At 36.2% G+C, this 25,130-nt stretch carries 27 protein-coding genes and 1 pseudogene; 1 reads left to right on the top strand and 27 read right to left on the bottom strand.

The genetic code is table 11. The annotated features are described in order from the left end of the window. The 27 genes and pseudogenes from C7972_RS23715 to C7972_RS00150 form a co-directional block, all read right to left on the bottom strand. Nucleotides 1–913, bottom strand: a pseudogene (locus tag C7972_RS23715) (hypothetical protein); the annotation flags it as partial. Nucleotides 914–1,306: 393 nt separating this feature from the next. After that, nucleotides 1,307–1,831 (bottom strand): hypothetical protein, encoded by a 525-nt coding sequence (locus tag C7972_RS00280; protein WP_146216251.1) that lies wholly within the window; start codon nt 1,829–1,831, stop codon nt 1,307–1,309. Between the two features lie 56 nt (nt 1,832–1,887). Beyond that, on the bottom strand, nt 1,888–2,562 hold the full coding sequence (locus tag C7972_RS00275; protein WP_110354221.1) for a hypothetical protein: 675 nt from the start codon (nt 2,560–2,562) through the stop codon (nt 1,888–1,890). Nucleotides 2,563–2,593: 31 nt separating this feature from the next. Beyond that, nucleotides 2,594–2,854: a hypothetical protein gene (locus C7972_RS00270; RefSeq protein ID WP_110354220.1), complete on the bottom strand. Its 261-nt coding sequence runs from the start codon at nt 2,852–2,854 to the stop codon at nt 2,594–2,596. A gap of 322 nt (nt 2,855–3,176) precedes the next feature. After that, on the bottom strand, nt 3,177–3,611 hold the full coding sequence (locus tag C7972_RS00265; RefSeq protein WP_110354219.1) for a hypothetical protein: 435 nt from the start codon (nt 3,609–3,611) through the stop codon (nt 3,177–3,179). Nucleotides 3,612–3,728: 117 nt separating this feature from the next. After that, nucleotides 3,729–4,577, bottom strand: a complete 849-nt coding sequence (locus C7972_RS00260) for a hypothetical protein (RefSeq protein WP_146216250.1) — start codon at nt 4,575–4,577, stop codon at nt 3,729–3,731. 209 nt (nt 4,578–4,786) lie between these two features. Further along, a complete protein-coding gene (locus C7972_RS00255; RefSeq protein WP_110354217.1) occupies nt 4,787–5,305 on the bottom strand; it encodes a hypothetical protein in 519 nt (172 codons plus the stop codon). Between the two features lie 11 nt (nt 5,306–5,316). Next, nucleotides 5,317–6,090, bottom strand: coding sequence for a hypothetical protein (locus tag C7972_RS00250; RefSeq protein ID WP_110354216.1), 774 nt, complete (start codon nt 6,088–6,090; stop codon nt 5,317–5,319). A 183-nt stretch (nt 6,091–6,273) separates the two neighbouring features. Beyond that, nucleotides 6,274–6,609, bottom strand: a complete 336-nt coding sequence (locus C7972_RS00245; protein ID WP_110354215.1) for a cyclic-phosphate processing receiver domain-containing protein — start codon at nt 6,607–6,609, stop codon at nt 6,274–6,276. Nucleotides 6,610–6,696: 87 nt separating this feature from the next. Beyond that, a complete protein-coding gene (locus tag C7972_RS00240; protein WP_181422784.1) occupies nt 6,697–8,121 on the bottom strand; it encodes a PcfJ domain-containing protein in 1,425 nt (474 codons plus the stop codon). 352 nt (nt 8,122–8,473) lie between these two features. Next, the gene (locus C7972_RS00235; RefSeq protein ID WP_110354213.1) at nt 8,474–8,854 is read right to left on the bottom strand and encodes a hypothetical protein; all 381 of its coding nucleotides are present in this window, start codon (nt 8,852–8,854) and stop codon (nt 8,474–8,476) included. An 83-nt stretch (nt 8,855–8,937) separates the two neighbouring features. Then, nucleotides 8,938–9,552, bottom strand: coding sequence for a hypothetical protein (locus C7972_RS00230; protein ID WP_110354212.1), 615 nt, complete (start codon nt 9,550–9,552; stop codon nt 8,938–8,940). Nucleotides 9,553–9,774: 222 nt separating this feature from the next. Next, nucleotides 9,775–11,151: a CCA tRNA nucleotidyltransferase gene (locus tag C7972_RS00225; RefSeq protein ID WP_110354211.1), complete on the bottom strand. Its 1,377-nt coding sequence runs from the start codon at nt 11,149–11,151 to the stop codon at nt 9,775–9,777. A gap of 4 nt (nt 11,152–11,155) precedes the next feature. Then, nucleotides 11,156–11,866: a tetratricopeptide repeat protein gene (locus tag C7972_RS00220; protein WP_110354210.1), complete on the bottom strand. Its 711-nt coding sequence runs from the start codon at nt 11,864–11,866 to the stop codon at nt 11,156–11,158. 535 nt (nt 11,867–12,401) lie between these two features. After that, a complete protein-coding gene (locus tag C7972_RS00210; RefSeq protein ID WP_146216249.1) occupies nt 12,402–13,349 on the bottom strand; it encodes a hypothetical protein in 948 nt (315 codons plus the stop codon). 10 nt (nt 13,350–13,359) lie between these two features. Continuing rightward, the gene (locus C7972_RS00205) at nt 13,360–14,247 is read right to left on the bottom strand and encodes a DUF6175 family protein (RefSeq protein ID WP_110354207.1); all 888 of its coding nucleotides are present in this window, start codon (nt 14,245–14,247) and stop codon (nt 13,360–13,362) included. Further along, nucleotides 14,247–15,125 carry a hypothetical protein gene (locus C7972_RS00200; protein WP_146216248.1) on the bottom strand — a complete coding sequence of 293 codons (879 nt, stop codon included), beginning with the start codon at nt 15,123–15,125 and terminating at the stop codon, nt 14,247–14,249. The genes C7972_RS00205 and C7972_RS00200 overlap by 1 nt, the downstream gene beginning before the upstream one ends. Nucleotides 15,126–15,168: 43 nt before the next feature. Beyond that, a complete protein-coding gene (locus tag C7972_RS00195; protein ID WP_110354205.1) occupies nt 15,169–17,178 on the bottom strand; it encodes a WG repeat-containing protein in 2,010 nt (669 codons plus the stop codon). Nucleotides 17,179–17,255: 77 nt separating this feature from the next. After that, entirely contained in the window at nt 17,256–18,461 is a 1,206-nt protein-coding gene (locus C7972_RS00190) for a C1 family peptidase (protein ID WP_110354204.1), read from the bottom strand. A 5-nt stretch (nt 18,462–18,466) separates the two neighbouring features. Beyond that, a complete protein-coding gene (locus tag C7972_RS00185) occupies nt 18,467–18,817 on the bottom strand; it encodes a protease inhibitor I42 family protein (RefSeq protein WP_110354203.1) in 351 nt (116 codons plus the stop codon). A 4-nt stretch (nt 18,818–18,821) separates the two neighbouring features. Next, nucleotides 18,822–19,529 carry a hypothetical protein gene (locus tag C7972_RS00180; RefSeq protein WP_110354202.1) on the bottom strand — a complete coding sequence of 236 codons (708 nt, stop codon included), beginning with the start codon at nt 19,527–19,529 and terminating at the stop codon, nt 18,822–18,824. 85 nt (nt 19,530–19,614) lie between these two features. Beyond that, nucleotides 19,615–20,202 (bottom strand): FHA domain-containing protein, encoded by a 588-nt coding sequence (locus C7972_RS00175; RefSeq protein ID WP_110354201.1) that lies wholly within the window; start codon nt 20,200–20,202, stop codon nt 19,615–19,617. 2 nt (nt 20,203–20,204) lie between these two features. After that, a complete protein-coding gene (locus tag C7972_RS00170) occupies nt 20,205–20,453 on the bottom strand; it encodes a hypothetical protein (RefSeq protein WP_110354200.1) in 249 nt (82 codons plus the stop codon). Nucleotides 20,454–20,455: 2 nt separating this feature from the next. After that, entirely contained in the window at nt 20,456–21,124 is a 669-nt protein-coding gene (locus C7972_RS00165) for an FHA domain-containing protein (RefSeq protein ID WP_110354199.1), read from the bottom strand. 1 nt (nt 21,125) lies between these two features. Beyond that, nucleotides 21,126–21,860, bottom strand: a complete 735-nt coding sequence (locus C7972_RS00160) for a LytTR family transcriptional regulator DNA-binding domain-containing protein (RefSeq protein WP_110354198.1) — start codon at nt 21,858–21,860, stop codon at nt 21,126–21,128. Between the two features lie 49 nt (nt 21,861–21,909). After that, nucleotides 21,910–22,689, bottom strand: coding sequence for a PP2C family serine/threonine-protein phosphatase (locus C7972_RS00155; RefSeq protein WP_181422783.1), 780 nt, complete (start codon nt 22,687–22,689; stop codon nt 21,910–21,912). A 519-nt stretch (nt 22,690–23,208) separates the two neighbouring features. Further along, nucleotides 23,209–23,805 (bottom strand): RNA polymerase sigma factor, encoded by a 597-nt coding sequence (locus C7972_RS00150; RefSeq protein WP_258364740.1) that lies wholly within the window; start codon nt 23,803–23,805, stop codon nt 23,209–23,211. Between the two features lie 122 nt (nt 23,806–23,927). Between C7972_RS00150 and C7972_RS00145 the strand changes: the two genes are divergently transcribed. Further along, a complete protein-coding gene (locus tag C7972_RS00145) occupies nt 23,928–25,097 on the top strand; it encodes a FecR family protein (RefSeq protein ID WP_110354196.1) in 1,170 nt (389 codons plus the stop codon). Nucleotides 25,098–25,130 lie beyond the last annotated feature (33 nt).

Raw genomic sequence — 25,130 nt, 5'->3', positions numbered from 1 at the left:
CTGCGTCCAATTGAATTAGATTGTCGCTCCCCATTCCACCCCCATGATGCAGGTTTACCACTAAGGGGTACTCTTTATTACCATCGTAATCCTTGGGCTTTAATAAACGGTATTTTAGTGTGTCATTTTGCTTGTTCACGTAAATTCCGGCCTCAAAAAGTTCTGCCATTTTCATAGATCTTGCCGTTTTCCCTTTTTGCCACGCATACCCTTTGATTCCTTGATTCAAAACCAGAAAAATAGCGATTGCCGAAATTACCCCAATCCCGTTACTTGTTACGGTCAATAGTTTGGAAGGACTAGGAATGTCCTTTGTTTCCATGGATTTAAGCTCAACTTTAAAATTCAGGCTATAGAAAAACAGTGATCCGCTTCCTACCACCGATATCCAAGGTAAGGCCATTTCAATACCCCTTAGAATGGTAACATTCTTGGTGTTCATCGCCCAAAGATACATCCATATCAAAATACACTGCACTAAAAACCCACTGAGGCCCGCCCAATACAGCCAAGGTCTATGTTTCGTCTTGGAGGCGAAAAGACATATCGAATATATAGCACCTACGAAAAGCACCACAACATAAGCCCCGGTAACCATATTTTGCAAAAACCTATTGGTCAAAGCCAGATAAATAAAAAGGCTATACCCCAAAGTGGCCACAAGGGAAATCATAATGGCCAATAAGGCAAACTTGTAGTTTTTTATCCGGTAATACCAAATCAACACCAAATGAAGCGCCACTGCGCTTATCATGACCAAGATGAACCAAGGAACAAAATAATCGTTAAAATAGAAGAACGAGGGGCCCAAAAGGGAGCTTACGACAATATGGACTATGGAAAGGACAATATGAAGCCCAATAATAAAGATGGCAAAGTGATAAAAATTCCTATGGTCTAAATTGGTCTTCATATATGGTAAGTCTTTATATGTTTAAACGTAAAATGCCAATCTATGACCCTATGGATACACCCATCCCCATTGCTCCCCAAGGGATTATAAAATTCATTACACCTCTTATTTATTCTAAATCAATGACTTATTAAATATTTAAATATAAGGAAATTGCCATCTACTCATACGTTTTTCCAATTCTTACATGATTTCCGGTAACGATTTTATTACCAACACCACTTTCAATGCCTTCATTAAGTACAAGGTACATTTCCCTATCGATTCCTTAATAAAGCTTTACACCCAAATTACAATTGCAGAACGGGTCCAACCATTTTGTGTTGGACCCGTTTACATACTACTCCATAATTATTTGTAAAAGGCAATAAGGTATATTCCTTTTTAAAAAAACTATATTCTAATCGATGCGCCAACAGTTAAATAGGCAACTCCATAGCCTAGCTCTGCAAAGACTGCAAGGTTTTTGGAAAAATACCACCGCCCTCCAGCGAATGCCGTTGCACCCAATCCGCCACCATAACTCCCCGCGCCACTATAGGACAGAAAATTATAAGTAGCCATGAGACCGCCATATACATCAAGTTTGTCAACATTCAGTCCCGTATAATGGTAAGCTCCTCGAACCCCAATAATGGTATAGGACCATTTGTCATTTCCCCCCAAATAATTGTACTTGTATGTTTTAGTACCTACATACCCCCCTAAACTCACGACGCCTGGCCCTGGAACATCCCAAATACCTCTTTCATAACTTATACTGAACCCAGGACTTTGGGATGAGGTCGTGTAATTTCCATATCTGCCTCCAAAACCGATACCCCCATTTATAACATTGGTACCAACATTAAATTCTTGGGCCATGACCATTGGACCAGCCAATAAAGCAATGGCGATATATATAATTGATTTTTTCATTGTGGTTGTTTTTTTGTTTAAAGCTTTCATTTGTTTTATTTTTTAAATTGTTTTTGTTATTGTACTTTAATCCGCATCATGGATGCCCCGTAGCTTTCCATTGAATTTAATTCCTTTGTATTTTCGACCTTTTCAGAAAAGTAATCGGAATCGTAAACAATCCTTCCCGTATTGTTGCCTATAAACACCCCTCCTTCATTTTCCTTATTATCCAGCATTACAAATGCCATTTGGATATTTTCAATTCCGCCCTCCACTATTCTTCCCGATAGGGAAATAGCAGAATCGGCCGTATAGGAGCCAATGTCTGAGGTTGTTATTAGGAATACCGAAAATTTATCGTTCTCCCCGGATATAAATGAACCATAGCCTTCATCTATTTCTACACCTTGATCTCCAAAATAATCAATGGTCAATTTTCCATTATCCTGATTGGAAAAAGTCACCTCGTAGTTATTAAATTGTGAGCCTACAATATCGCCCGGCACCGAGCTAGACTTAAGGAGCATAGGCTTTACATGATATGTCCCTTCTATTTTTGGTGGTTTATTGCCTAGGTTCATTTCAAAACCCAAAGAATCCAAAGCCCTTACCAATTCTGGTGTATAAAAATCTTCAATAGAGGTTAAGGATCCATCAAAACCCATATCTGCCGAATCCTCTTCCTTTGAGCAACTTGCAAAAGCAAGAATTGCAGTGAGGGCAACTATCCTTAAAAAATTCGTTTTCATTGTTCTCTTCTTTTAATTATTACAAATTGATTTAATCTTCACAATTGGCTATAATTACGTTTATGGCTTCTTGTATATCCCCATCTTCATCACCACAGGATTTCTTGAGACCCTGTAATGCCGACACCAATTCCGAACAGCTTAAATCATCTTCGTTTTCACTTAACTTGAGTAATTTGTTCAGACACTCCAAACTGTTAAAAGCCTCTGCTGAATCCCGTACCGTATCAGGTGTACAGCTTGTAAATACCATTGTGGCCACCAGGGCCATAAATACCATTGATTTTTTCATAATAAATGTTTTAAATGTTATTGATAATCCAATATTATGTCCGTTTTAAGGAAAGGGCGTTTATTACTGTATGAAACAGGCATTTTGTTATAGGAAAGGGTCACTCCCAAAAAAAGTAGGGCCCTTTTACCCTTGTGCATTTTATAACAACACTACTTTTCAATAACATTCTTAAATAACAAAAGCCCAACACTATTGATTTGTAGTGTTGGGCCCATCCTATTCCCTTGTTTTTTTTAGTTACCCATTGGCCAAACATAGCGGCCAAAGGTCATCCTCCGTTATTTGATGAGAAATAATTTTTTTTACAAAAGTTAATACGCTACTGGTTGTAGAAATATACCACTGCAAGGATAATTAAAATAACAAAGATCAGTTTATAGGTAATTCTTAAAATGAAGCCAGAAATTAAGGCTGTTACCCCTATAGCAATCCAATTTGTGGTATACTGATAGGCCGCAATTCCCCCAATAATAAATCCAAGCAGCATAAAAAAATCGTTCATGCTAAAATCATTCCCGGATGATTTGTTGGCGTTCGATGTCTTTGTGGAATTCGATTTTACCGGAACCTCCTTTGAAACCGATTTTTTGGCTACCTCCGGGTCTGGGCTATAGTCATATATGACCCCAGCTCCCGAGCATACAACACATGGCCTATTACCGTAGGTAAAGCTATTTTTGGTTGACTCAATCCGTGTGTTATAATCGGTTTCTATCCCTCTTCCTTGACAGTTTGTACATGTTCTAGTTTTCATAATTATCTAGGTTTTAATTGTGAAATAAAGGTAGCTAGGCAAGCCAAACTCAAAGAAAACCAATATATGAAAGCGCCGTTTTGATTCATAAAACCCTAATAAAGGTCTCTGGTCTGGTCAATTAAACTCCTGGAGCCTGACCGCTCTTTTATAGGCAGATTCCAATTTCAAACCACTCCGGGAATCATCACCAGGCTTTACAATATCACAGGAACCTTCCGGATCTCTCTCAAAAATTTGGCTCGTTGTGATTATTTTCTTTAGCCGTAGCAAGCCCAGTTCTTTCTTTTTTGCACTTACCAAAATGTTATTTAATGGATTATTAAAGGAATGTCCAAGCTTTATAATGAACTTATTGGCATCTTTGGCTATCCCTCCTTTAATAGTGTTGGTCAAATCCCTAAACCCTGCTATTTTACTACTCACTTCCACTAGTACTTCGGCCAGGTCTTTAAATCTTTTCTGATCCTCTTTAGGTATCAAGGCACTAAAAGGCAGAAGGGTGAAAAAATTATAATATTGAATGCTTTCCACCATCGTATCGCCACGTTTTACGGTTTTTGGCCCTGTGACCAATTTGGCCAATTCGTATGAAGCATTCACTCCATTCTGAAGTGTTAATTGTAGTTCATTGGTCAAATTTCTTGTCTCCATTGAATAAGGTTGTATTTTTAAACTTTGCCTATAAATTTTTGCTAGAGTCTTCCCTAATTCCTTATAGTTCCCAACGGGCTTATCCAAGCGATAAAAATTCTCGGTATTCATTAAAAAAGTCAATTCCTTTTTTGAGTTGCAGGTAAATTGGAGCCATTGTTCGTAAAATCTAAATTCCGATTCATGGCTGTTTTGGAAAATGGCCAATTGTCTTTCTATTAGATTGCTTTGTCTATAGGCTCCAAAGCCGATTATTAACAAACAGGATCCCATTAGTATTAAAAATGGAACCTTCAATAGTATATCTTTCATTATTACCATAATTTAAATGTCCCTAGCCTTGTTTATCATTTATAGTATATCCCCATCAAAAATCATCCAGATCTTGCTCAAATGCTTCCACACCCTCCCCGGGCACCTTTTAATTTTCTCGTGTTACCTGGGCAATCGCTTCCTACCGGACAACTGTGCACCATACTTCTGGATACCCTATACCTACCTAGTTTATGAATGGTCCACTTTTAGAAAAGACTGGCATAATTAGGTGCCTCGCTAAAATTTGTTTGGCCAAGTTGCTGATAGACATCCAAACCTACATTGTCCTGTACCACCAAAAAGGGCAAGGCACCTTTAAGACTTTCCTTTTCTTGAAATGAGGCCAAAAGCTCATCTTCAGGATCCAATAAAAAATGGGAGGTATTGGTCTTGAGGTGTTCCTTGTAAAAACCAAAGGCGAATTGTCTACTCTGATGTTTTTTGGCTTTGCCAATGGTCCAACTGTCTATAAATATCAACTGATATTTTTTATCCAATTCGCTAAGATGGGGTTTCATATTTGCAATCTGCTCCAAACAGGGACCACAATTTTCCGAGCTATAGAAAAGTATCATTTTTGGTTTCTCTGTGGCCGATGCTACCTTATCAAAAGTGGTTTCCTCAACACCGTCCACTAAAACCGTAGAATTAAAAGAAGTACTCTTTGTTTTGTTTCCAGATATCGTTAGTAATAGTAAGCCGAGAATGTAGATAAGTGTTTTCATTTTTTTGTTATTTAGTGGTTAACGTTATATTTCTGAGGTGAAAATACCTGTGATTTACTATTTGGATTCCATTCACTGTATGAAACCTCACTTTTGTTATATGAAGGCCTGCAACCAGTATTGGAATTGACAGGGATGATCGGAATAGCATCTTTCATTACAATGTTCTTTATTTTATAATCCAAATCATAACTCGCAGAGAATACCTGCCCTTCTATATTGACCAAGGCTTGTATTCTGGCCATATGTTCGTCCTTGTAGACCACTCTGGGAGCACTTGAATTACTAGTTGAACAAGACGAGTTGAGATCTTCATTTGAGAATAGTACATGTATTGGATCGTTGTCCAATTCTGCCATATGGGTCAGCATAGCCCAATATTCCAGGAGACCCTTATCGGTGCTAAGGTCTGGTTGGTTTCTTAAAAGAAACCCCGCAATCTTTTTGGCATCTGTTAACAGTACCGATTGCATATTCGCATTAAGTACAAATATTTTTTTTTGTGTTCCTTGGTCAAGAACGGAAAACTCAAACAGCCACCCGTAGTCGTAAAATTCCAGATTGTGCCTTCTAAGCCCCGTAATTTCATAATCCTCCTTGACCTTTGTACCGTAATTGTTCCATAACACCTTTTTAAAAGAATTTGAATAGTCATTCTCTACAATAGACCAACCGTTAGTAAAAAAGGAATCCGAATTGCTTCCCGAGCAGCCACAAGGCTTTGGACTTGCCCATATAATTTGGGCTATGAAAAAAATTGCTGTGGTGATGTTTTTAAAATACATGGTTATGGTTTTTTAGATTTAAACCAAATGTATTTCCAATGGTTAGGAGAAAAAGTATTTAGTGTATGGAATAGGGATTTTGATATATTAAATGGATTTCCTTTAATCCAAGAAAGGGGAACGACCAAAAAGTATCTTGAGAATAAATGCTTAACCTATCTTCCGTTCTAATTGTATCCTTATCTATTGACCCTTCAGGTATTTCAAATAATTGTCCAATAATCCCCTAATTTGCTCGGCAGCCACCGGATTTGCAGAGTGCACGTGATACCTTAATCCCCGTAAATCCAATCCAGATTCATATACCAACCATTTTGAAGCGGCATAACCATCCGGAGCTACTTGACCTTCTTGGTCCAGCCCTAAATCATTATCAAAACTAATGAAGGGCGGTAAGCCGTTTCTTTTAATATATGCCACGAAATCCTGGTAGTTGCGAACAATGTCCCATTCCGATTCCAGATCATTCGGATAAACCATTGATAAAGTTCTTACATCATCCAAAAATAGTTTTTTCATGCTAACATGATTTTAATATTTATAAGCCAAATTATATAACCAACCACCATACTTAGAATAAACCATTAGAAAATAAAAAAATTAACCTTACTGATTATCCAATACGCTTTCCGCCCATAGTTTCACTATTTCCTTTTCCCTACTTTCCGCCATTCGGTTAAATTCCCCCAAAGCTTGAACCACCTTTTTTGATTGGGGTGCAATTTCAATAGTAAGTTTTCTTTCACCTTCCAATTTTAGGGAGAAAATAGCAGAAGTTCCCGAAATACACCGGCCTGAGTACGTTTTTACACAATGTTGCATATACATACTTTCTTCATATAGTTCATCACTAGAAGTTAGCTCTTCTATCGTCCACTGTAAATCTGTTTCATCAATATGCTCCCAGTTCCAATCATGGCTATTCCATTTATAATTTCCCCAATCCCTTCTATTAATTTCTTCAAAATATTGACTGGCTTGATTTAAGGTGTTTACAACACCTCTTCCCTTCCAAGAAAAAACGGTTGCATGGTCTCTCCTACTTTCGGTATATAAATGAACGGCCCATGATAAAACCATTCGGCTTTCGGCATTGGTAATACGATCTCTATTCGTAATTAACCATACCATCGTAGTCGTCCAAAATACAAGGTAGTCTTCATTGTGGTTCCTCTCTGTAGGATCTATCATCAATGATTCATTAAAAGCTACCCTAACAAAATCAACATCGTTACCTCCTAATCTTAACACTTCTGCATAAACACAGGCTTGGATCGGATATTGGATGTCTTTTGGCACTTTTAGCAGGTAATGTTGAAACTTTGAAGGAATAATCCACCCAAAAAGTGGTGCCGCTTTTTTTAAACTACCGCCCTGACCGATAATAATATACCAACAAACCCATTTAAAAGGAATTTGGTTATGTCTATACTCAACTGGGGAGTCAATTAAAACAACTGGAGAATTATATTTTGAAAAAAGATGGACGACCAAAGAAACATCCTTTATACCAGGCTTCCACGACATTGGATTATTGACCCAAAAATTAGCAAATAGTATAATGGTTTTAGCCAAACTTGGATTGCTGTTTTTTTGAATCAATTCTATATTTTCAAAAGAACCGATTTTTTCAAGTAAAAATTCTCTAGCTTCTTCAACGTTTGAACTTAGGCCAGTAAGGAATTTAAAATGCTCGTACAGCTCTTCTTCTAAATTCTCACTAAATGTAGGACCGGGATGTTTTAAATTATTGGAGAATTGATCCTCTGTCTTAGGTACAATTTTAGATTTTAAGGAGATTCCTTCTTGTATATCTAAAACGGGATTATTAGGTTCTATAATAGATTTATATAAATTTTTTAGGTTATAGTTATAAATAGCTTCTTCATCAATATGATATTCATCTGCGTCATGATTATGCCAATCTTTAACTGCTGCTAAACTTGCCATTGGATTCCAAAGACTGTTCCAATATGCATCATATTCATGGGGTACTTCTTTGGTGAAAAATTCATCTAATGACTCGTCCAAAGAAACCCTTTCGTTCTTTAGCTTATAAGCCCTTGTCTTTAACCTGTATTTCGGGTTATAGGGCCTATGCCAATTCTGTATGTTTTTACCGTCTTTTTTCTGTTTCATCTTTACAAAAATTTAGTTGGCAGATAATTGTATTATGGTTTAAATGCTGATTGGTAATTTCGTTTCCCTCATTTAATAGAATCTATAATTATCCCATTGATTGATTTTTTACCGGGGGAATGTGACCTCCTCCCGATAAACTGGACAGTTATAATTAGTGGAAGCTTACAAGTTCAGCAAATACCATGCACCAATATTTTAATTATTACATTTAAGACATCCAGTGTCCAAAAAATCCGTTTAGTCATCTAGATGTCCAGTATTCTGAACTAAACTTAATTTCCTTATTAAATAGAAAGGCTTTAATTTCATCAAAGGGGTCTTCCAATCTGTTTAAAAACAATTTCTTTAAACAAAGAATCATATTTTCATTGATTTTATCATCTGTTAGATTTTCAGGAAACTTTAATCCAAATCTTCTAGTTATAAAACCAAGAAAGTAGGTTTTTTTATTATTGATCCATGCCTCAAACAAAATATAAAAAAAATCTTGTTTTTCCTCCTTAGGCACCCTAAGAAGATATGTTCCCGCCAGTTCCTCATTGCAAATTAAAACGTGGCCCGATTCAAAAAATTGGACCGAAGTAGTTGTGGAAGAATCTGAATAAAGAATAATTGATTTCATTTAAATGCAGGTTTGGGTTTTAGTAAACTACCTCGGGGTATTATACCCTTTGGCGGTGCCAATAAAAAACAAGGAATTGATTATTAAATATTTAATTGCTCTATTCTGGTTCTTGTAGCAACTATGTTCTTCTTCAAAGCAACCAACTTCAGCTCTTTGTCGCCAATGTCATACTTGGTATTTTTAATTATTACATCTACTTTTCCAATCTCCCTCTTCATGTTTTTTACATTGCTATCTGCCTGAACCAAAACGTCGGCTACCTCTGAAACCTCAGAGTAGTTTAAGACGGCGTAGATAGCACTGATCGCCGTTACCGCACCTGCTACGTCTTTTACCTCTCTGGACAACTCACTTGTGGTATCAAAGGAAACACTGGCACCTCCCAAACCCCCAACTATACAGGCAACCGCCATTTTATGGTCCATGAGGTAAGCTGTTACCTTACCTTCGTAATCTTCTAACTTGGATTCCAATTGAAATTTAGAGCGACTATAGTCTGTTAATTTGGCCTGTTGATTGATCAATTCCGAGTCCAATAAATTGCGATAGGATTGGTAATCCATAAGTTTGGATTGCAACATTCCAATTTTATAAACTTTCTGTCTTGCTTCCTCTTGTTTTTTCTTGTCATCACAGCTTACAAATATGATGGTTAAGGCTATTAAAAGTGCAATTGGGTTTTTTAAAAATCTCATGGTTTCAAGTTTAGGTTGTTGTTCTAATTTCTTGAAACAAATATAATTTCAACGTATAACCAGGACTTTATTTAGTGTATGAAACCTAGTATTTAATATAGGAAACAAAAAAGAGCCCAAATTGGTGGACTCTTTCTTTTTAGTATTCAATAAAAGTGGAGGTGGTTGTTCTAATGTGGTAAATAACTTTTTTATCCGTTAATCTAGAATTTTTCCTGCAAATTAAATCGTGTTATTCTCTATTTTTAAAAGTATCGCTTCTTTTTTCTCCCCCTCAAGCTGTAGTTCATAGCATTTCGCTAAAATTATTCCAAATTCTTTGGAAGGTTTTAACCCTAGAACAATTAAATCTTTTCCTTGAACTAAAGGTGTAATTTCCTTTTCACCAAATTTCTGAAATAGCTCAAAACACATCTCAGAAGTTTCATGCCTATCATTTAAGACATTTCTACCTGTTCTTCCCGCAGAATCTGCCTTGCTCTGCCATCCTAAAACATCAAGCCTACATTTGTTATGTAATCTTTTCCAAGCCGGTTCTTTAGCCCCAGAATTGAATAATTGCCCAGGCCTCATATGAAGACCAACAATAGTGATTACTTTTTCAATTAAACTTTTATTACTTGTCATGCGCTTCATAAAATTCTCAGCAATTGGAACACCTGCAGCATCATGCCCATGTGCTTTTAAGTCTGGAGTAGTGGTAGATGGTTTTCCAACATCATGCAACAATGCCCCGAACATATAAGCTAGGCGCCAATCATTATTGGGTAATTGATTCCTTAGTTTAGCTGCCTGATCTATTACCATACAAGTATGTACCCATACATCTCCCTCTGGATGCCAAATTGGATTTTGAGGACTCCCTATTAAATCATTGAGCTCTGGGAAGTGTTTTAGCCAGCCACAATCCCTCATAAATAGCAATCCCATTGAAGGTTTATCCGCTTTCAATAATAATTTTTCCCATTCGGCAAATACGCGTTCTGCTGGAAGTTCACAAAACTCCTCTACCATTTTCTGGCACAATATTATTGTCTCTTTTTCAACTATAGTGCCTTTTCTAGGTAATAGTTGCATTATTCTCAATACGCGTAATGGATCCTCTATAAACGTTTTTTCATCTGTCGCCCTAAGTATTCCGTTTTGCAAGTCCCGTAAACCATTAAAGGGATCTACCAATTCCTCGGTATGCATATTTAAATACATACTATTTATAGTAAGATCTCTACGTTTTCCTGCTTCTTTTGGGGTCATACTAGCGTCTAATTCTACCGCAAAACCCTTATGCCCTATACCTATCTTATTTTCACGTCTGGGAACGGACAAGTCTATTTCTATATCCTGAATCACTGTTTTTAAAACGCCAAAAGCCTTGCCAACTACATTTGAAGGCAAATTTAGCTGTTCTAGGAGCTTACAGATTTCTTCATAGCCAAGGCCATATACCTCAATATCAACATCCTTAATTTCGATTTTATTAATACCATCTATCACAGCTCCCCCTATAAGCATTGCCTTACCATTATTTTGTTCTATAAGTTGCAAAAGAGGAAGGAATGCCTCATAATTTGGGATTATCTTCTTTAACTCTATTTTCATTACTTTATTTTTGATTCAATTCTTGATGTTTTTTTATTACAATAGCCGATTCCTTATGGCCTTTTTGTTCAGCCATGGTAAGATATTTATAACCAAGATCCAGGTCTTGTTCTATTCCCTGACCTTTGCACAACATTATCCCAGTGTTATATAATGCTTCTATATGACCTTGCTCGGCAGCCTTTTTAAATAATTTAAAAGCACTTTTATAATCTGGCCGTCCTTTTTTAGGGTTATAGTTCTTTAGTCCCATATTATAATTCCATTCCGGAATATCATTTAATTTTTTCCTTTCCGTAGTATCGTCCCCCATGTTTTTAAAAAAAAGCAACAATCTCCAAAAAAGCAACGGCAAAATTAACCAACCCGAGTACCCAAAAAGATATTCTTTCCAAGGAATATCATACTCCGGCATTGGGTCTGGTAACTGCCCTGCTTCTTGAAGTTGTGCAATACGTCTAGCATCTAAAGGGTAATATGAATTATACTGGCCTCTTATACCAAGAACATAGCCATGGTCTTTAAAATAAAGACCAGCTATAAAGAAACTACTAGAAGTTCTGTAGGCCAAATAGAGATCTTCTCCCTTTGGGCCAGACACATCTAATTCCTGAATTTCTTTAATTGATTCCATTTTTCCAAAAACACCTTTTCTTGCTGAAATACTGTTCATGGTAATCATTATTATTATAATCGTAATTAATACTGTTCTCATAATTTTGAGGTTTTATTTCATTGATTATTCATCAAAATTATGTCCTTAAAACCAATTACATATTTAATTATATTTGAAATGGCTATTTTAGTATATATAAACATTCACGAACCCTGAATGTAATACAGAAGCATGAAGATCCTTCCTATTGAACTTTTAATTATCGTTGGTGCACTTATAGTCATTTTGGTGTATACCATGAAAAGAATATTGCATAAAAACGGATATCATGTATATTGGTACAGAGGAAACCATTTAAGGGATTTTTCCAATTTTTCCAAATTACTTTCCCAAGAAGAAATCCAATCGAAAAAAATCAAATTTCAACTACTGTTTTTTACGCTAATTTTTCTATTAATAGCCTATATAAGCACTCTAGTATATTTATTTACAAAGCCATAAACTACCACTGGGCCTGTCTGGCGGACAAGTAGTTCGAAGGCGCTTAACCGACTTTAATTAGTTTATAAAACCTAACCTTTGATGTCTAAAAAAAAGCCCAAGAGGCTCTTTTTTTATGAAATAGGATAATCCTTCAATTACAATCAACTCCAATACCCAAATCACAAAGCTGTGCCTTATCATCTTTTTGGGCCACCTCCCTTTGTGCCTTTTTAAGTACCGTTTCTTTTCGTTTCTCTAATTTAACTTCGGCATCTTGGTTCTTTTCCTTGGAATTTTCACTGTTTTTATTCGTATCCATTCCTTTCATCAAGCTTTGCGCTTCGGAATAGCAGCTTGAATTTTGACTTATTTGTGCCAATAATCCTCTGGCATAATCCAACTCATTTTTACCAATGGCAGTCTTGGCCTCCGTTATCAATGATTTACATTTAAAGTTACTATAAGCTATATAAGCCTCAACAAGCTTAGACTGTATCCTATCATAGCATTCACCTGATAGGCTGTTGGGAACGGTCAATAATAAATTAATGGCATCTGCAACCAAACCATTGTTCAGCTTAGCATTGGCCTCATTATATATTCTATTACAATTGGACTGGTAGTAATCCATAATTTTTTGTTTTATAACATCCATAAATTTTTCAATATCCTGTCCACTAGTTTTAATACGGCCTATACTTTTTGTAATGGCATCATCCCTACTTCTTCTAGATTCTCCCTTAAGTTTTATTGGAAAAGCTGCTGCCAATAAGCTCTTTGTTTTTGCATCGACCACCAAAAGGGTTAGTTCTGCCTCCATGGAATGGATATCCCCGTACGTTCCGGGAATGATATCCTGCTCATAAATTTCAAACTTGGGATAAATTACAAAGTCGTTAATATAGTCGGTCCCGGACATCCCATAATTGGAGACCATACTTTGAATCTTGGTCCGAATTTTGGAAACATGACTTAAGGTTAAGTCCTCCAGTAGAAAGTCAGGGGTTACGACAGCCAGTTTAATTTGGCCCAAATCGTCATTTTGGGCGTATATTGTTGGCCCCAATAAGCATAATGCCAAAACGATAAATTTCTTCATATCCATTTATTTAGTACAGTTCCACATAAAGTGTGGCCCTACTTGTTTTTACCTTAAAATCCAATTCCAATTCATCCAAAAATCTGGAAAGTTTTCTTTCTATCTTACTTGTTCTTGAATTACACTCATAGCGGTATTCCTCTACAATTAGTTGGTTTTCACTTTGGCTCTTAATCTTGTAGTACCCATCCTTGGATGTTTCCTCTATCCAATCTTCCAAGACGTACTTTAACCTAGTATTGTCGGCCTGCGGTAATTTGCAGTCCATATTGCAATCCGAATCTCCACTTATAGTAAATCTGATATCGGCAATAGCCCCGTTCTCACTGCACTTTTCCAAATAATCCACTATTTCCTGCATAAAATGTTCTATATACGAAACATCATTCCCCTTCTTATCTTCATAAGCTATTTGATTAATGGCCGACTTTGTCAGGGCTGTAATATCGGTCGTGTTAAAATAATTTGACTCACATACTTCACTGGCCCAGGATGTTGCAGAAGAGAAGTGAATTGCTTCCACGATCACTGTTACTTTATTTCCGTGTGCTGTTGTTACGTATTCAAACTCCAATTCTACCAATACATCAGCAACCGCATCTTCAAATAACATTTCTGTTAGGTCGCACTGACTGCAATCGTCCAACTTGCCATCTCGCATGAGTTTGTTGAATGCCGCTTCAAAATCCCTAGTGTCAAAACCGAAATTTTTAAAAGCATCATTAACGGTAGCCATTCCTGCCTTTAAATTAAATGGTATTTTATTATCTATAATATTCTTATAGGCCTTCTCCCCAGGCATAATCATAATACTTGGCAGAACCAATCGCTCATTGGATTTTTGTGCTTGTACAACAAGAACAACTAATAATGCTATAATGGTAAATTTGTTCTTCATTATATTTTAAATTTATTAAAACATATTTTGCATTCTATTTCTTCACAACTAAGCTCCACATTTGGATCATTAATCAATTGATCCAACTCATCTACCATATTCTTTTTGATGCCACCAACTGAAATACCCCCCTGGACTTCGTCTATGGAAAACTTAATGATTTCTTGTTTACGGGTAAGCCCAGCAATACTGGAAACCTTATAAATTGCAAACCTGTTTCCTTTTTCAACACCTTCATCCACCCCTACGTTAATAAGAATATTGGCCCCTTTCTTCGTTTTTTCCAATTGAATTATCTCTACTGAAAAGGGCGTGTTGGCAATAATGAAGTTCCCTATTTTATTTCTTAACAGGTTTATTTGAGTCGACATAGCGCTAATTTCGTCAATACCATCTGCTGAAATTGATATAGGTCCCGGAGTAAATGTTTCTGAAGCCATTAACTCGCCTGTCTCCACACTGGATATATTTATACTAAAACTAAGTTTACAATCGATACCGTTTTTCATATCCGCATATTCAACAGCCGTTAATTTACCCCCAATTAAGTACTTTGCTCCCTTTTGAAGTCCTTGTTTGGCTACTACCCCATTTATAAAACTAACATTCTTTTGTACCTCTATTTCCTTATACTTGGCCGTTTCGGCATAGGTGGTCCTATCCAATGGGATATACCTTTTGGATTCTACAAAAAGCTCCTTGACCGTTTCTGTCAGCAATTCCGCTTCCCTGTAATTTTTTTCGTCCAAGGCCTCAAAAGTTGTAAGACCAATGGTTGTTTTCTTATTTTTGGAATTTTGGGATATCCCTGACGAAATACTCAATATGACAATAAGAAAAAGTATGGTGTTCTTCATTTTTAAAGTTTGTATTTTCATTTTCATTTGGTGTTTTAATTTATAATGCAATAATTTTTTCAATTCAATTAACGAGTTCAAAATCTTCTACTCGGTCATAACTTTGTTCTATGATTTGCTTATTGTTTTTATCTATATAAATCCATTTGGAGTTTAATTTTACCGGTGCAATCCCATTAATAAAATTCCCTGTATTTTCATATTTAAAATCGATTTTCAATTTTCCGTTTTTGTCAATAAACCCCCATTTATTACCTTTTTTTACCGCTGCCCAACCCTCAGAGAATATTTCCACTTGGTCAAAAAAATCATCAAAGGCTACATTTTCAAACTTGTCCATAAATTGCCATTTATTCTCACCAATTAATACCCCAAACAATCCTTCAGAATAATTTTCTACTCCTAAGTAATTAAAATTAATCACTTGTTCTCCAGTTATATCGATAAAGCCCCATTTTCCCTGTTTTTTAACCCCTGCCAAACCATTCGAAAAAGAATTTACATCGTCATATATACCAGAAAAAGCAATGTTTCCATCTTTATCTATAAAACTCCATCCTTCACTTGTTCTAATGGGAGCAAGACCGTCGCCAAATAACTTAGCACCTTTATAAAATTGATTAAAGGCATTTTCACCGTCTTTATTTATAAAGAACCACCCTTCGTTATTTTTCACCAAAGCAAAACCATCGGAGAACGGAGTAGCCAGATCAAAATCGCCTTTTATCGTCAAATTTCCGTCAATGTCAATATAATTCCATCCATTTTCGGTATTAACAGGGGCCACACCTTCCTTAAAATTTAACCCACCTTTGTAAGTTGGCTCCAAAATTGAGTTTCCTTGGGAATCAATATAACCTGTCTTACCCTCCAATTGTACCATTGCAGAAAATTTAGGTACATGACTACCCCCTAAAAACTTGAAAATTAGGAATGCCGATAAACCAATACAAACTAAAGCAATAGCAGCAATAACTATTGGTTTATTGATCTTGGATCTAGTTTTCCCAATGGGCTTTGGACTTTCCTGTATGGGTTTATCTGATACTTCTTGATTATTGAGGTTAACTACCGTTGGCTTATCATCAATCGCCACCTCATTTTTTAAAATTGTGGTAACCTCATTACAATCATCCATATGGCCATATAATTCCTGCCTACTGGATTTTAATGCGCTTTCTGCCCTTAGAAAGGAATCTTCCTCCAGCTTATAGAATTCTTTCGGCAATTTTTTCAACAGTTCCCTACCCGTAGAAGGTCTTTTTTCCGGATCCCTTTCCAAGCAAAGCATGGCAATAGGTTGCCAATCTTGCGGAAGCAATTTCATATCGTCACGTAAGTCTTTCTTAAATATTTGTTGCATAATTTCACCCTGCTTCCCTGCACTGCCAGCACCATATCCGTCTACATCAAAAAGAGTTCTTCCTGTAAAAATCTCAAATATGATAATGCCAAAACTCCATAAATCCGTATTGAATTTTAGGGAAAGTCCCTTAAGTTGCTCAGGGGAGCTATACTCCACAGTACCTCCTGCAAAACTATTTTGAAATTGTGAATAATCATTCTGGATTTCCGCTAACTTGCTCAGTCCAAAATCAGTTATTTTGGGAATTATTCCTACCCCGGGCCGGTTCACTACCAAAATATTCCCAGGTTTAATATCCCTATGTACCACTCTATTATGATGTAGGTAGGCTATACCTTGTAAAATCTGAACCAAAATTTTATTCCTTTCCCCATTGCCAATAGTATTGTTTTTCAGATAAGATGAAAGGTTCCCCAAGGGATAAAACTGCATAATGGCATAATCATAAAGGCCCGGACCGTCCGCATACCTATATACACTTTCATAATTGGCAATATTTGGATGATCTTCCAATGCCTTTATAGCGTCGTACTCCAACTGAAGGGAAAACTCTTTGCCCTCAATTTCCTGTATCTCCTGTACCTTTATGGCCACCTCCCTATCCAAAGTGCAATCATACGCCTTATACACCGTACCAAAAGCGCCGCCACCAATTTTATGGTCTTTGTTATTGTATTTATATCTATTATGAAACTCTTGTCTGGTCACTTAACTGGTTATTAGTTGGTTATTCTTAGTTTGGAAGGAAAAGTTGCGCTAATCCAATGGCTTCTTATAAGAATCCCTTACCGCTTTACTTTTACCTCCTCCAATTCAATTAAAAAGACATTTGGATTTTTTATACGTTTCTTGTACGATAATTTAAACGATTTATCTGCGTTCATCACAACTGTTTTGGCCACACTTTCACCCAAAATCGTAGATTTTTTACCATCCTTGGAAACTTTCGAATAGGTAACAACCACAATTTTGTGTGCTCCTGGAGTTAATTTCACCTTATTATTGTACTTGACATTTTTTTTGTTCATGCCATATCTATAAACTTTTTTACCGCTATCTATAAATAAGCCAAGGATTTGATAATCTTGGATTGATCCCAACACACTTGATATATTTAATGTATACTTATCAGCTTCCGTAAATTGTGGCAACTGATAACTATCATCCAACCGTGTAACATCTACCCATGAAAAACGTTTAAGGTCCTGTTTACCATATTTTACCCAGCCATAGCCCTCTTGCCCCCATTTTATTCCCCAAGAGTTTTTTATGAGCCAAGCTTGTTTGGTATCGTCCCAGCCCGCCAGGACCACGGCATGACTCACCTTTCCTGTATTTTTATCCTGTAATATTCCAGATTTACTATTGTAAGACTGAAAAGCGGTACTACTGGCGTTTAAAGCAGCTATGACGGCGCCGTGTTTTACAATAGCCCTCTTAATTTCAGTTATGGAGGCATTATCATCCAATTGTCCCCAATTGGAAACTTTTACAGGTGAATTTTGGGCAATGGCACAATACCCTTTTTTATTTTGGTAAGGTATTTCCTTTTCACTTACTACTCCCTTATCACTTTTTAGTAGCTCTTGTAATGCCATTTCAGGGTAACCTCCATTACAACCTTTGCTTTGTCCTATGCAATTGACCAATTGCTGTTCACTTAGATCTATTTGTTTTTGATTAATTAGCAGGTTGCTCGATTCCATCGCTGCCAAGGTGGAAAAAGCCCAGCAAGACCCACATTCGAATTGATCTTTAACTTCGGATATTCCGTTTACCGAACGCAAGTCAAAACGTTCTTGATTCTCGTCCCCGTAGGAACTTGATAATTTGTCGTATAACAAATCCCCTGCTCCAATAAATTCACTGTGGACCTCCTGGATTTTTAACATTTCCTCAGGGGTCAAGGGAATTAAGCCAGTACCTTTGTTTTGGGATACTATAATCTGAAAGAACATTAAACAAAGTAAACCAATAATTACTTTTTTCATTTTATCTATTTCTTAATGTTGACTGTTATTTCTTTTAAGTGACCCTCTAAAATTAAATCGGGATCAAAACTTCTTATTTTTTTAAACTGTAAAATATATGAACCCGATTTAAGACTTTTTAGAACAAAAACTTTGGAGTATTCAGAAAGGCCATTTTCCTTTTCCTTGTCTATTTTTAAAGAATCGGTTAATACGATTTCCGGATTTTCCACAAATTGCCAAGAAAATCCACCATCACCTTCACCCTCCAAAACAATTTTAAATTCTTCCCCAACGGTTAATTTCTTTGTTGATGTACATGAAACGCAGGCCGTAAGCATTAAAAGAAATAAGGGAAACAATCTTTTCCAATCCATTGCTCTATGTAATATCTTCTCCTAAATTATCTTCTTCTGTATAAGCTTCCCCGTCATTTAAACCCTCTATAATTTCTTCATCCGAACCTATTTCCTCCAAGGTTACTTCTTCGTTTTCACTGCTTTCATTTCCCTCATCGTCTTCCTGTTCTTTTTCCTGATTCCTATTGGGATCCGGTTCACTCTCTCCGTGATCTGGCACTATAGTATCTTCATGGGTGTTATCCTTTCCGTTTTCAAAATCAGTATTCTCCTGGAACATTTTGAAAAATTCCTTTTTATCCGCCTCAGAAAATGAATCCCATTCCTCTTTATTATAGGTATTATAATGTTGCCCTCTCCATGTAAAAAAACCTCCTTGTCCCAATTCTTCCCTTGCCGTTTGAAAAGCTTGATTAAAGGACATTTCATCTGTTACACTTTCCGAAAACTCAACAGAGGTGGGCACTTCATATTCGCATAGGTCATTGGAATCTTCTTCGATATCAGCATCCTCAATATCATCACTACCTGACGAATCATCCCTTTCCGCAAATCTATCATTGGCATATTCAACACCCTTAACACCTCCTATTCCTCCTAACAATCCTGCCAAGGCCGTCAAAGGCATTTGACCATTTTTCAATAACTGGGCTCCTTCCGGCGTAACTCTAAAAGTGAGTTTTTTGTGTTGGTTGGGGTTCACCTTTAATTTTATATTTTCTTTGCTCATTGACTTATTTTGATTTAAAACTAGTATCACAAATGCTATAACTATTCAATTCTTACACGAAACGGGCTTTTTGATATATCAAAGACTAAAAGTCGCTCTTTGATAAACCAATTAAAGTATTCTGCCCTATTTTTATGGTATCCGATATATCCACAAAAACCTGTTCCTGTGCCTCCAAGGTCTGAGGTTTTCCATCCCTCAACAAATGGGTTTTATGCAGGCTATTTAAATCTTTGATCGCAATTTTTGACCTACCGTTTATGGATCTGAATTTTAGTTCAAAATGTACTCGGGAAACTGCTGGATCAAATTCGGTAGGTATTATGATAGGCTCAGCGCTTTGGTCCATCAGATTTATTTTTTGTACGCTTCTGCCTACAATATAGGTTTTGTGGGTATCGATTTCCAATATGGCAAGGGTTTTATTTGTATTCCTATCGGTAATGGAAAGGCGGTATCTTGTGTTTGTTTCGTTTTGTGGGGCTATAATAACTGTGCCTTTTGGGGTTTTAACGTTACCTTCCGAGCCATTTGTCTTATCAACAAATTCTTTTATTTTGAGATTAACTCGATTGCCGCATACCTGACATTTTATTCTTTGATCCAGCCCTATTAGAATCCACTCCTCCGGAATTTTAACCCTAGTCCCACAAGATTTACACGTATGCTGCATATTTAAAATTCTAGGTCCTCATTATCGTCCTCGTAGTTGTCATCGTCATTATCGTCCGTTCCTGTTGCATTCCCCTCGTCTATTTCATCATCATAAAGAGAATCTTCAACTTCAGCATCCATGTCAACCTCCTCTTCAATCTCTTCATCCAAATAACTATAGTCCAATTCAATGAAATTGTTTTCACTTACATGAAGCTCCTCAATAATAGAAGGTTCATCAACTTCTATTTCATAGATAAGATCTTTCATAATTATGATTTAATTTGCCAAGTGGCATTACACTGTTTATTTCTACAGGCTTTTTTTTCTTTCCAGAAAATACCCTCCTTTCCCGATAACTCGGAACCGCATTTAGGGCATACAAAACTTAGCTGAAACTCAGTTTTCAGTTTGTCCAAAAGTTCTTCTTTTTTTCTTTCTGAAATGCCCAAGGTTGAAATTGTACTTCCTAAAAAAGTTGCCCCAATCATCAGTGGATACCTTAGTTCCGATTTTATATTGGGAAAAAAGTAAATTACCACCACCACCAAAACCGTTATGATCAGTCTTGGCAACATGGCAATGAGCTTATAATTCTTATTAAGGCTCCTTCGTTTGGCTTTATAGGCAGTTTCAATTTTAAGGAGCTGGCCAAACTCAGGGGAAAAGTCTGTTCTTTGGGATTTTATATATTTTGATAGATGATCGAATAAGTTCTCTTGGTCTGCCCTTTGACTTCCAAACTGAATTACATCCTTTGCCGTAATCTTTTTTGATACAATTTCTATTTCGTTTACATAGGTGCCATTTGTTGATTCAAGATCCACCAGGGTAAAGTTTTTAAAATCATCGGAAACAAGAATTTCAGCATGATTACCACTTACAGTATCGTGGTCAACTATATAATTGTTATCCCCATTTCTTCCTATAGTAAATTTCATATCAGTACCAGTAAACAAATTTTCGGATTCTTTTTATATACTCCGGCCCTAGACTTACTATTCGTGAAGGACAACCATGGTTTGCCGTAAACCACACTTTTTCTGCATCGACCTTTAAAATTCTATTTCTATTGATCATATAGGACCTACCCACTTTTTGAATACATGAAACATTGCGCAATCTTTTTTCAATAAACGCAATGGCCTTGCTTTCCAATCTTTTTTTTCCATTGGCCAAATGAATCTCCGTATAATTTTGTGAAGCCACACAATAACAGATATCAGAAATGAATTCCAGATCAAAACTTCCTTTTGATTTGATTTTCATTTTCTCTATAGGCGCATTTTTATCAAAAGGATAGTACATTAACCTATTTACCAATTTTTTCATTACATCACTAGGATCATTGTCCAAATTGTAACAAAATGAAATATCTTCCTCCCATCCATAAAAATTATAAAAAAGAGAAGCCTCCCTAACCGTAACAACTATTCTGGCATGATTATTTAAATTTTTTTGTTTGTTAAGCTCCCTTTCGTTATTTCTGTAATAGCTTAAAAAACCCCTAAGTTTAATCCTATCTTCCAACCTGTTGCCCTCAAGATAAAAAAAGACCAGTTTTTCGCCATTATCCACAAAAGCATTTTTATGTAACGCCCATTGTCTTTTTATGCTTTCTTCGGATTCTAAATCGGGAAAGTTCTCAAATTCTAATAAGGTACCCTTGCTAACCACTCCTTGTTTTTATTTTGCTCGACAAAATAAAAAAAAATGGTTTTAAAACTTAACTTGTGACTATATAATCTATTAAAGACCAATTTGTTGGATAATGGGAGAAAAAAATTATGTCCTTTTGTTCAAATACAGCAATTATAGCCGAATGATTATCCCTACTCTCCTTTTTGCACCTTTCCTTTATGTGTTCCAGTTTTTCTTTCAAATCCAAATTATCTTCACTTAGCAAACTTAAAAGCTCATAGTCCGAAAATGCTTCCAGTACCCCATCCGAACATATAAAACATATGTCGCCCTCCTCTAAATCCGATAAAAGATGTATCTCCGGTTCAATGGTACTATTTTTCAAGTTAGCTATGAATGCCTTATTAATTTGATTATTTAGCGGATGCTTCCTTGCCTGTTCCCGTGTTATCTCACCTGATCTAACCAAGGATGATACCAAGGAATGATCCCAAGTTTGCCAAAATTTTTTCTTCCTAGGTTTTACAAAAAACACTCGACTATCACCGGCATGCATAGTAAAAAGTCCTGTTTTTGTCAAAAAAATTGCCGCTATGGTTGTCGCCATACCATCCAAACCAGCTTCGTTACATGCCAAGTTATTCAATTGATTTTGAGCTTTCCGGGCCAATTCTATTAAGCTCGGTTCATTTAACGGCTCATTGTCAAAGTTTTGAAGAATATAATTCGAAACTTCTTTACTTGCCAATTCTCCTTTTACACCCCCTCCAACACCATCACATATCAGCAGGCACCTTTCATTAAATTGAAGTGCATCCTCATTGTTCTTTTTTTTGCCAATATGGCTATAACTATATACGATCACTATTCTATTTTTAAATAATTTAAGGAATACTATTAAATCCGATAACACAAAAAAAGAACTAAATAAAACCTAAACCTTCTCTTTTTGTATCAAATCATGGTTTTAATATACAAAGGACTAGGATATAATTAACTCCTGTCAATCCACATATTACCCACAATAACGAAATTCCCTGGGAAAACCATTGGTATTCCCCATTCCAATAAAGGAGGGTTTAATCCGGCTACAAATGGAAAACATAAACCCATCACGCCTACAAGAGGAAATTAAAGGATTTTATAATTGGTGTGAATATATAAACATTTTGGCAGTTAGGTAGTCAGTCAAAGTTTTGCCAACTGTTTAAAGCAAAAAGGAAGCGCTACCGACCTTACCAAGCATCTTATGGGATAACAAAATTGGCCATAGATATGGACTTGATTAAAAGAGTTGGATAGGGCTGTCTTGAATGTGGTGCGTGTATTATTGACTTGAAAATTTTCGGGTTACAAATTATATACTAGCCATTGGTTAAGGAGTTTAGACCTCCTTTTTTAAATCCATTCCAAAAAGAAGTAGGAAAACGCCTTTCATTTTACCATCCAAGCTTTTACGTAAAATAGAAAATGCTTTTGTAATATGTCCTTCAACGGACTTCTTGGAAATATTCAAATACTCAGCAATTTCAATATTGGTAAGTCCGTCCTGCTTGCTCAACAAAAATGCTTGCTTACACTTGGGAGGTAGGTTCTCGATTTCCATTTTCACCTGAACAAGTAATCTCTCCAAAGAATTTTCCGAATCATCTTGGACAAACACCCTAAGGGAATCGATATGTACTTTTTCCAATGAAAAAACAGGTCTTATCTTTCTGTATTGGTCAACAAACCCATTATATACGGATTTATATAAATAATTTGTTAGGTCAACGTCGTCCTTTAACTTTTTTCGCTGTTTCCAGATTTTTATAAAGACATTCTGAACGATATCTTCCGAAATATCATAATCCCCAATAAGTCCAAATGCATAGGTACATAGTCTTTGGTGATATGTTTCAACCAAATAGGTATAAGCTTTGGAGTCACCTTTTTTTAATCCCTGAACTAAGATAACTTCGTTGATAAAATCCATTTTCATAATATAGGAATTGCAATAATAATTGTAAATATTTGACAAGTAAGAAAAATAATTCGTAAAAAAGCAAGGGTTGTAGAAAATTATTGCGTTTTAATTATGTAGTTCAATTTCTGTTGTCAATAATGATCCAAAATCTAATCGTAAAATACTTTACAAGACAAGCTTCCCTTTCTGAATTGGATCAGCTTTCCAAATGGATTGAAGACCCTTCCAATAAGGAGGAGTTTATAAAGTACGTGAAAATCAACCATGTAATAGATTTGAATGTGAAAAAATTTGGCACGGATGATTCTAAGATACAGTTGCTACAATTTATCGAGCGGGAAAAAAGAGCGGCTAAAATGCGTAAATTCAGGAATTTTGTAAAATACGCTGCCGTAATACTTATGGTTCTGGGCATTGGATATCTTTTCAAAAATGAAATAATCAATAGTGGATCGGATACTTTAGACCCTAAAACAAAGACAGCGGTAGAGGTTGTAAATATTATCCAAACAGGAACGGACAAGGCCATCCTTACTTTAGAAGATGGTACAAGTATTGATTTGGAAAAAGGAAAAACAATACAAACTGAAAATATAAAAAGCAATGGGGAGGAATTGGTATATGACTCCTCCAATAAAATAACCACTGAGATAGCATACAATTACCTAACCATTCCACGAGGGGGGCAATTTCACATAAAATTGGCAGATGGAACATTGGTTTGGCTTAACTCCGATAGTCAGTTAAAGTATCCCGTTGCCTTTGCAGAGGGAACCACTAGAATTGTAGAATTAATCTATGGTGAAGCCTATTTTGAGGTATCTCCAAGTACGGAGCATAAAGGAGCATCATTTAAGGTTTTAAACGCATCCCAAGAGATAGAGGTACTGGGCACCGAGTTTAATGTCAAAGCCTATAAAGACGAAACCAATATATATACCACCCTGGTAGAGGGCATGGTATCTGTAAGTACTGCTACAACTACTCAGGTACTAAAACCCAATCAGCAATCCAATTTAGACCTCAAGAATAATACTATAATAATCAACCCCACAAATGTAGGCCAAGAGATTGCATGGAGAAGGGGGCTTTTTAGTTTTAAAAGCAAGTCGTTACAAGAAATTGCCATGGTCCTATCACGCTGGTATGACGTAGATATAGAGTTTTCAACACCTGAGCTTAAATACGTGAAATTTAATGGCGTATTGAAGAAAGAAGAAGCTATCGAAGAAATATTAAACAGTATCTTAACTACTAATTCCGTAAATGCCTATGAAATAAAGAACAAAAAGATTACTATTAAATAAAGAAAGGGAACAAAGTTTATACCTGGACAGTAC

Source organism: Arenibacter sp. ARW7G5Y1 (assembly GCF_003201775.1).
GTDB lineage: Bacteria > Bacteroidota > Bacteroidia > Flavobacteriales > Flavobacteriaceae > Arenibacter.
This window is presented reverse-complemented; position numbering and strand designations above follow the sequence as displayed.

Excerpts from the sequence above, each read along its gene's own strand:
- C7972_RS00280 (WP_146216251.1), bottom strand. The coding sequence starts at position 1,831 with ATGAAAAAATCAATTATATATATCGCCATTGCTTTATTGGCTGGTCCA.
- C7972_RS00275 (WP_110354221.1), bottom strand. The coding sequence starts at position 2,562 with ATGAAAACGAATTTTTTAAGGATAGTTGCCCTCACTGCAATTCTTGCT.
- C7972_RS00270 (WP_110354220.1), bottom strand. The coding sequence starts at position 2,854 with ATGAAAAAATCAATGGTATTTATGGCCCTGGTGGCCACAATGGTATTT.
- C7972_RS00265 (WP_110354219.1), bottom strand. The coding sequence starts at position 3,611 with ATGAAAACTAGAACATGTACAAACTGTCAAGGAAGAGGGATAGAAACC.
- C7972_RS00260 (WP_146216250.1), bottom strand. The coding sequence starts at position 4,577 with ATGAAAGATATACTATTGAAGGTTCCATTTTTAATACTAATGGGATCC.
- C7972_RS00255 (WP_110354217.1), bottom strand. The coding sequence starts at position 5,305 with ATGAAAACACTTATCTACATTCTCGGCTTACTATTACTAACGATATCT.
- C7972_RS00250 (WP_110354216.1), bottom strand. The coding sequence starts at position 6,090 with ATGTATTTTAAAAACATCACCACAGCAATTTTTTTCATAGCCCAAATT.
- C7972_RS00245 (WP_110354215.1), bottom strand. The coding sequence starts at position 6,609 with ATGAAAAAACTATTTTTGGATGATGTAAGAACTTTATCAATGGTTTAT.
- C7972_RS00235 (WP_110354213.1), bottom strand. The coding sequence starts at position 8,854 with ATGAAATCAATTATTCTTTATTCAGATTCTTCCACAACTACTTCGGTC.
- C7972_RS00230 (WP_110354212.1), bottom strand. The coding sequence starts at position 9,552 with ATGAGATTTTTAAAAAACCCAATTGCACTTTTAATAGCCTTAACCATC.
- C7972_RS00225 (WP_110354211.1), bottom strand. The coding sequence starts at position 11,151 with ATGAAAATAGAGTTAAAGAAGATAATCCCAAATTATGAGGCATTCCTT.
- C7972_RS00220 (WP_110354210.1), bottom strand. The coding sequence starts at position 11,866 with ATGAGAACAGTATTAATTACGATTATAATAATAATGATTACCATGAAC.
- C7972_RS00210 (WP_146216249.1), bottom strand. The coding sequence starts at position 13,349 with ATGAAGAAATTTATCGTTTTGGCATTATGCTTATTGGGGCCAACAATA.
- C7972_RS00205 (WP_110354207.1), bottom strand. The coding sequence starts at position 14,247 with ATGAAGAACAAATTTACCATTATAGCATTATTAGTTGTTCTTGTTGTA.
- C7972_RS00200 (WP_146216248.1), bottom strand. The coding sequence starts at position 15,125 with ATGAAAATACAAACTTTAAAAATGAAGAACACCATACTTTTTCTTATT.
- C7972_RS00190 (WP_110354204.1), bottom strand. The coding sequence starts at position 18,461 with ATGAAAAAAGTAATTATTGGTTTACTTTGTTTAATGTTCTTTCAGATT.
- C7972_RS00185 (WP_110354203.1), bottom strand. The coding sequence starts at position 18,817 with ATGGATTGGAAAAGATTGTTTCCCTTATTTCTTTTAATGCTTACGGCC.
- C7972_RS00180 (WP_110354202.1), bottom strand. The coding sequence starts at position 19,529 with ATGAGCAAAGAAAATATAAAATTAAAGGTGAACCCCAACCAACACAAA.
- C7972_RS00175 (WP_110354201.1), bottom strand. The coding sequence starts at position 20,202 with ATGCAGCATACGTGTAAATCTTGTGGGACTAGGGTTAAAATTCCGGAG.
- C7972_RS00170 (WP_110354200.1), bottom strand. The coding sequence starts at position 20,453 with ATGAAAGATCTTATCTATGAAATAGAAGTTGATGAACCTTCTATTATT.
- C7972_RS00165 (WP_110354199.1), bottom strand. The coding sequence starts at position 21,124 with ATGAAATTTACTATAGGAAGAAATGGGGATAACAATTATATAGTTGAC.
- C7972_RS00150 (WP_258364740.1), bottom strand. The coding sequence starts at position 23,805 with ATGAAAATGGATTTTATCAACGAAGTTATCTTAGTTCAGGGATTAAAA.
- C7972_RS00145 (WP_110354196.1), top strand. The coding sequence starts at position 23,928 with ATGATCCAAAATCTAATCGTAAAATACTTTACAAGACAAGCTTCCCTT.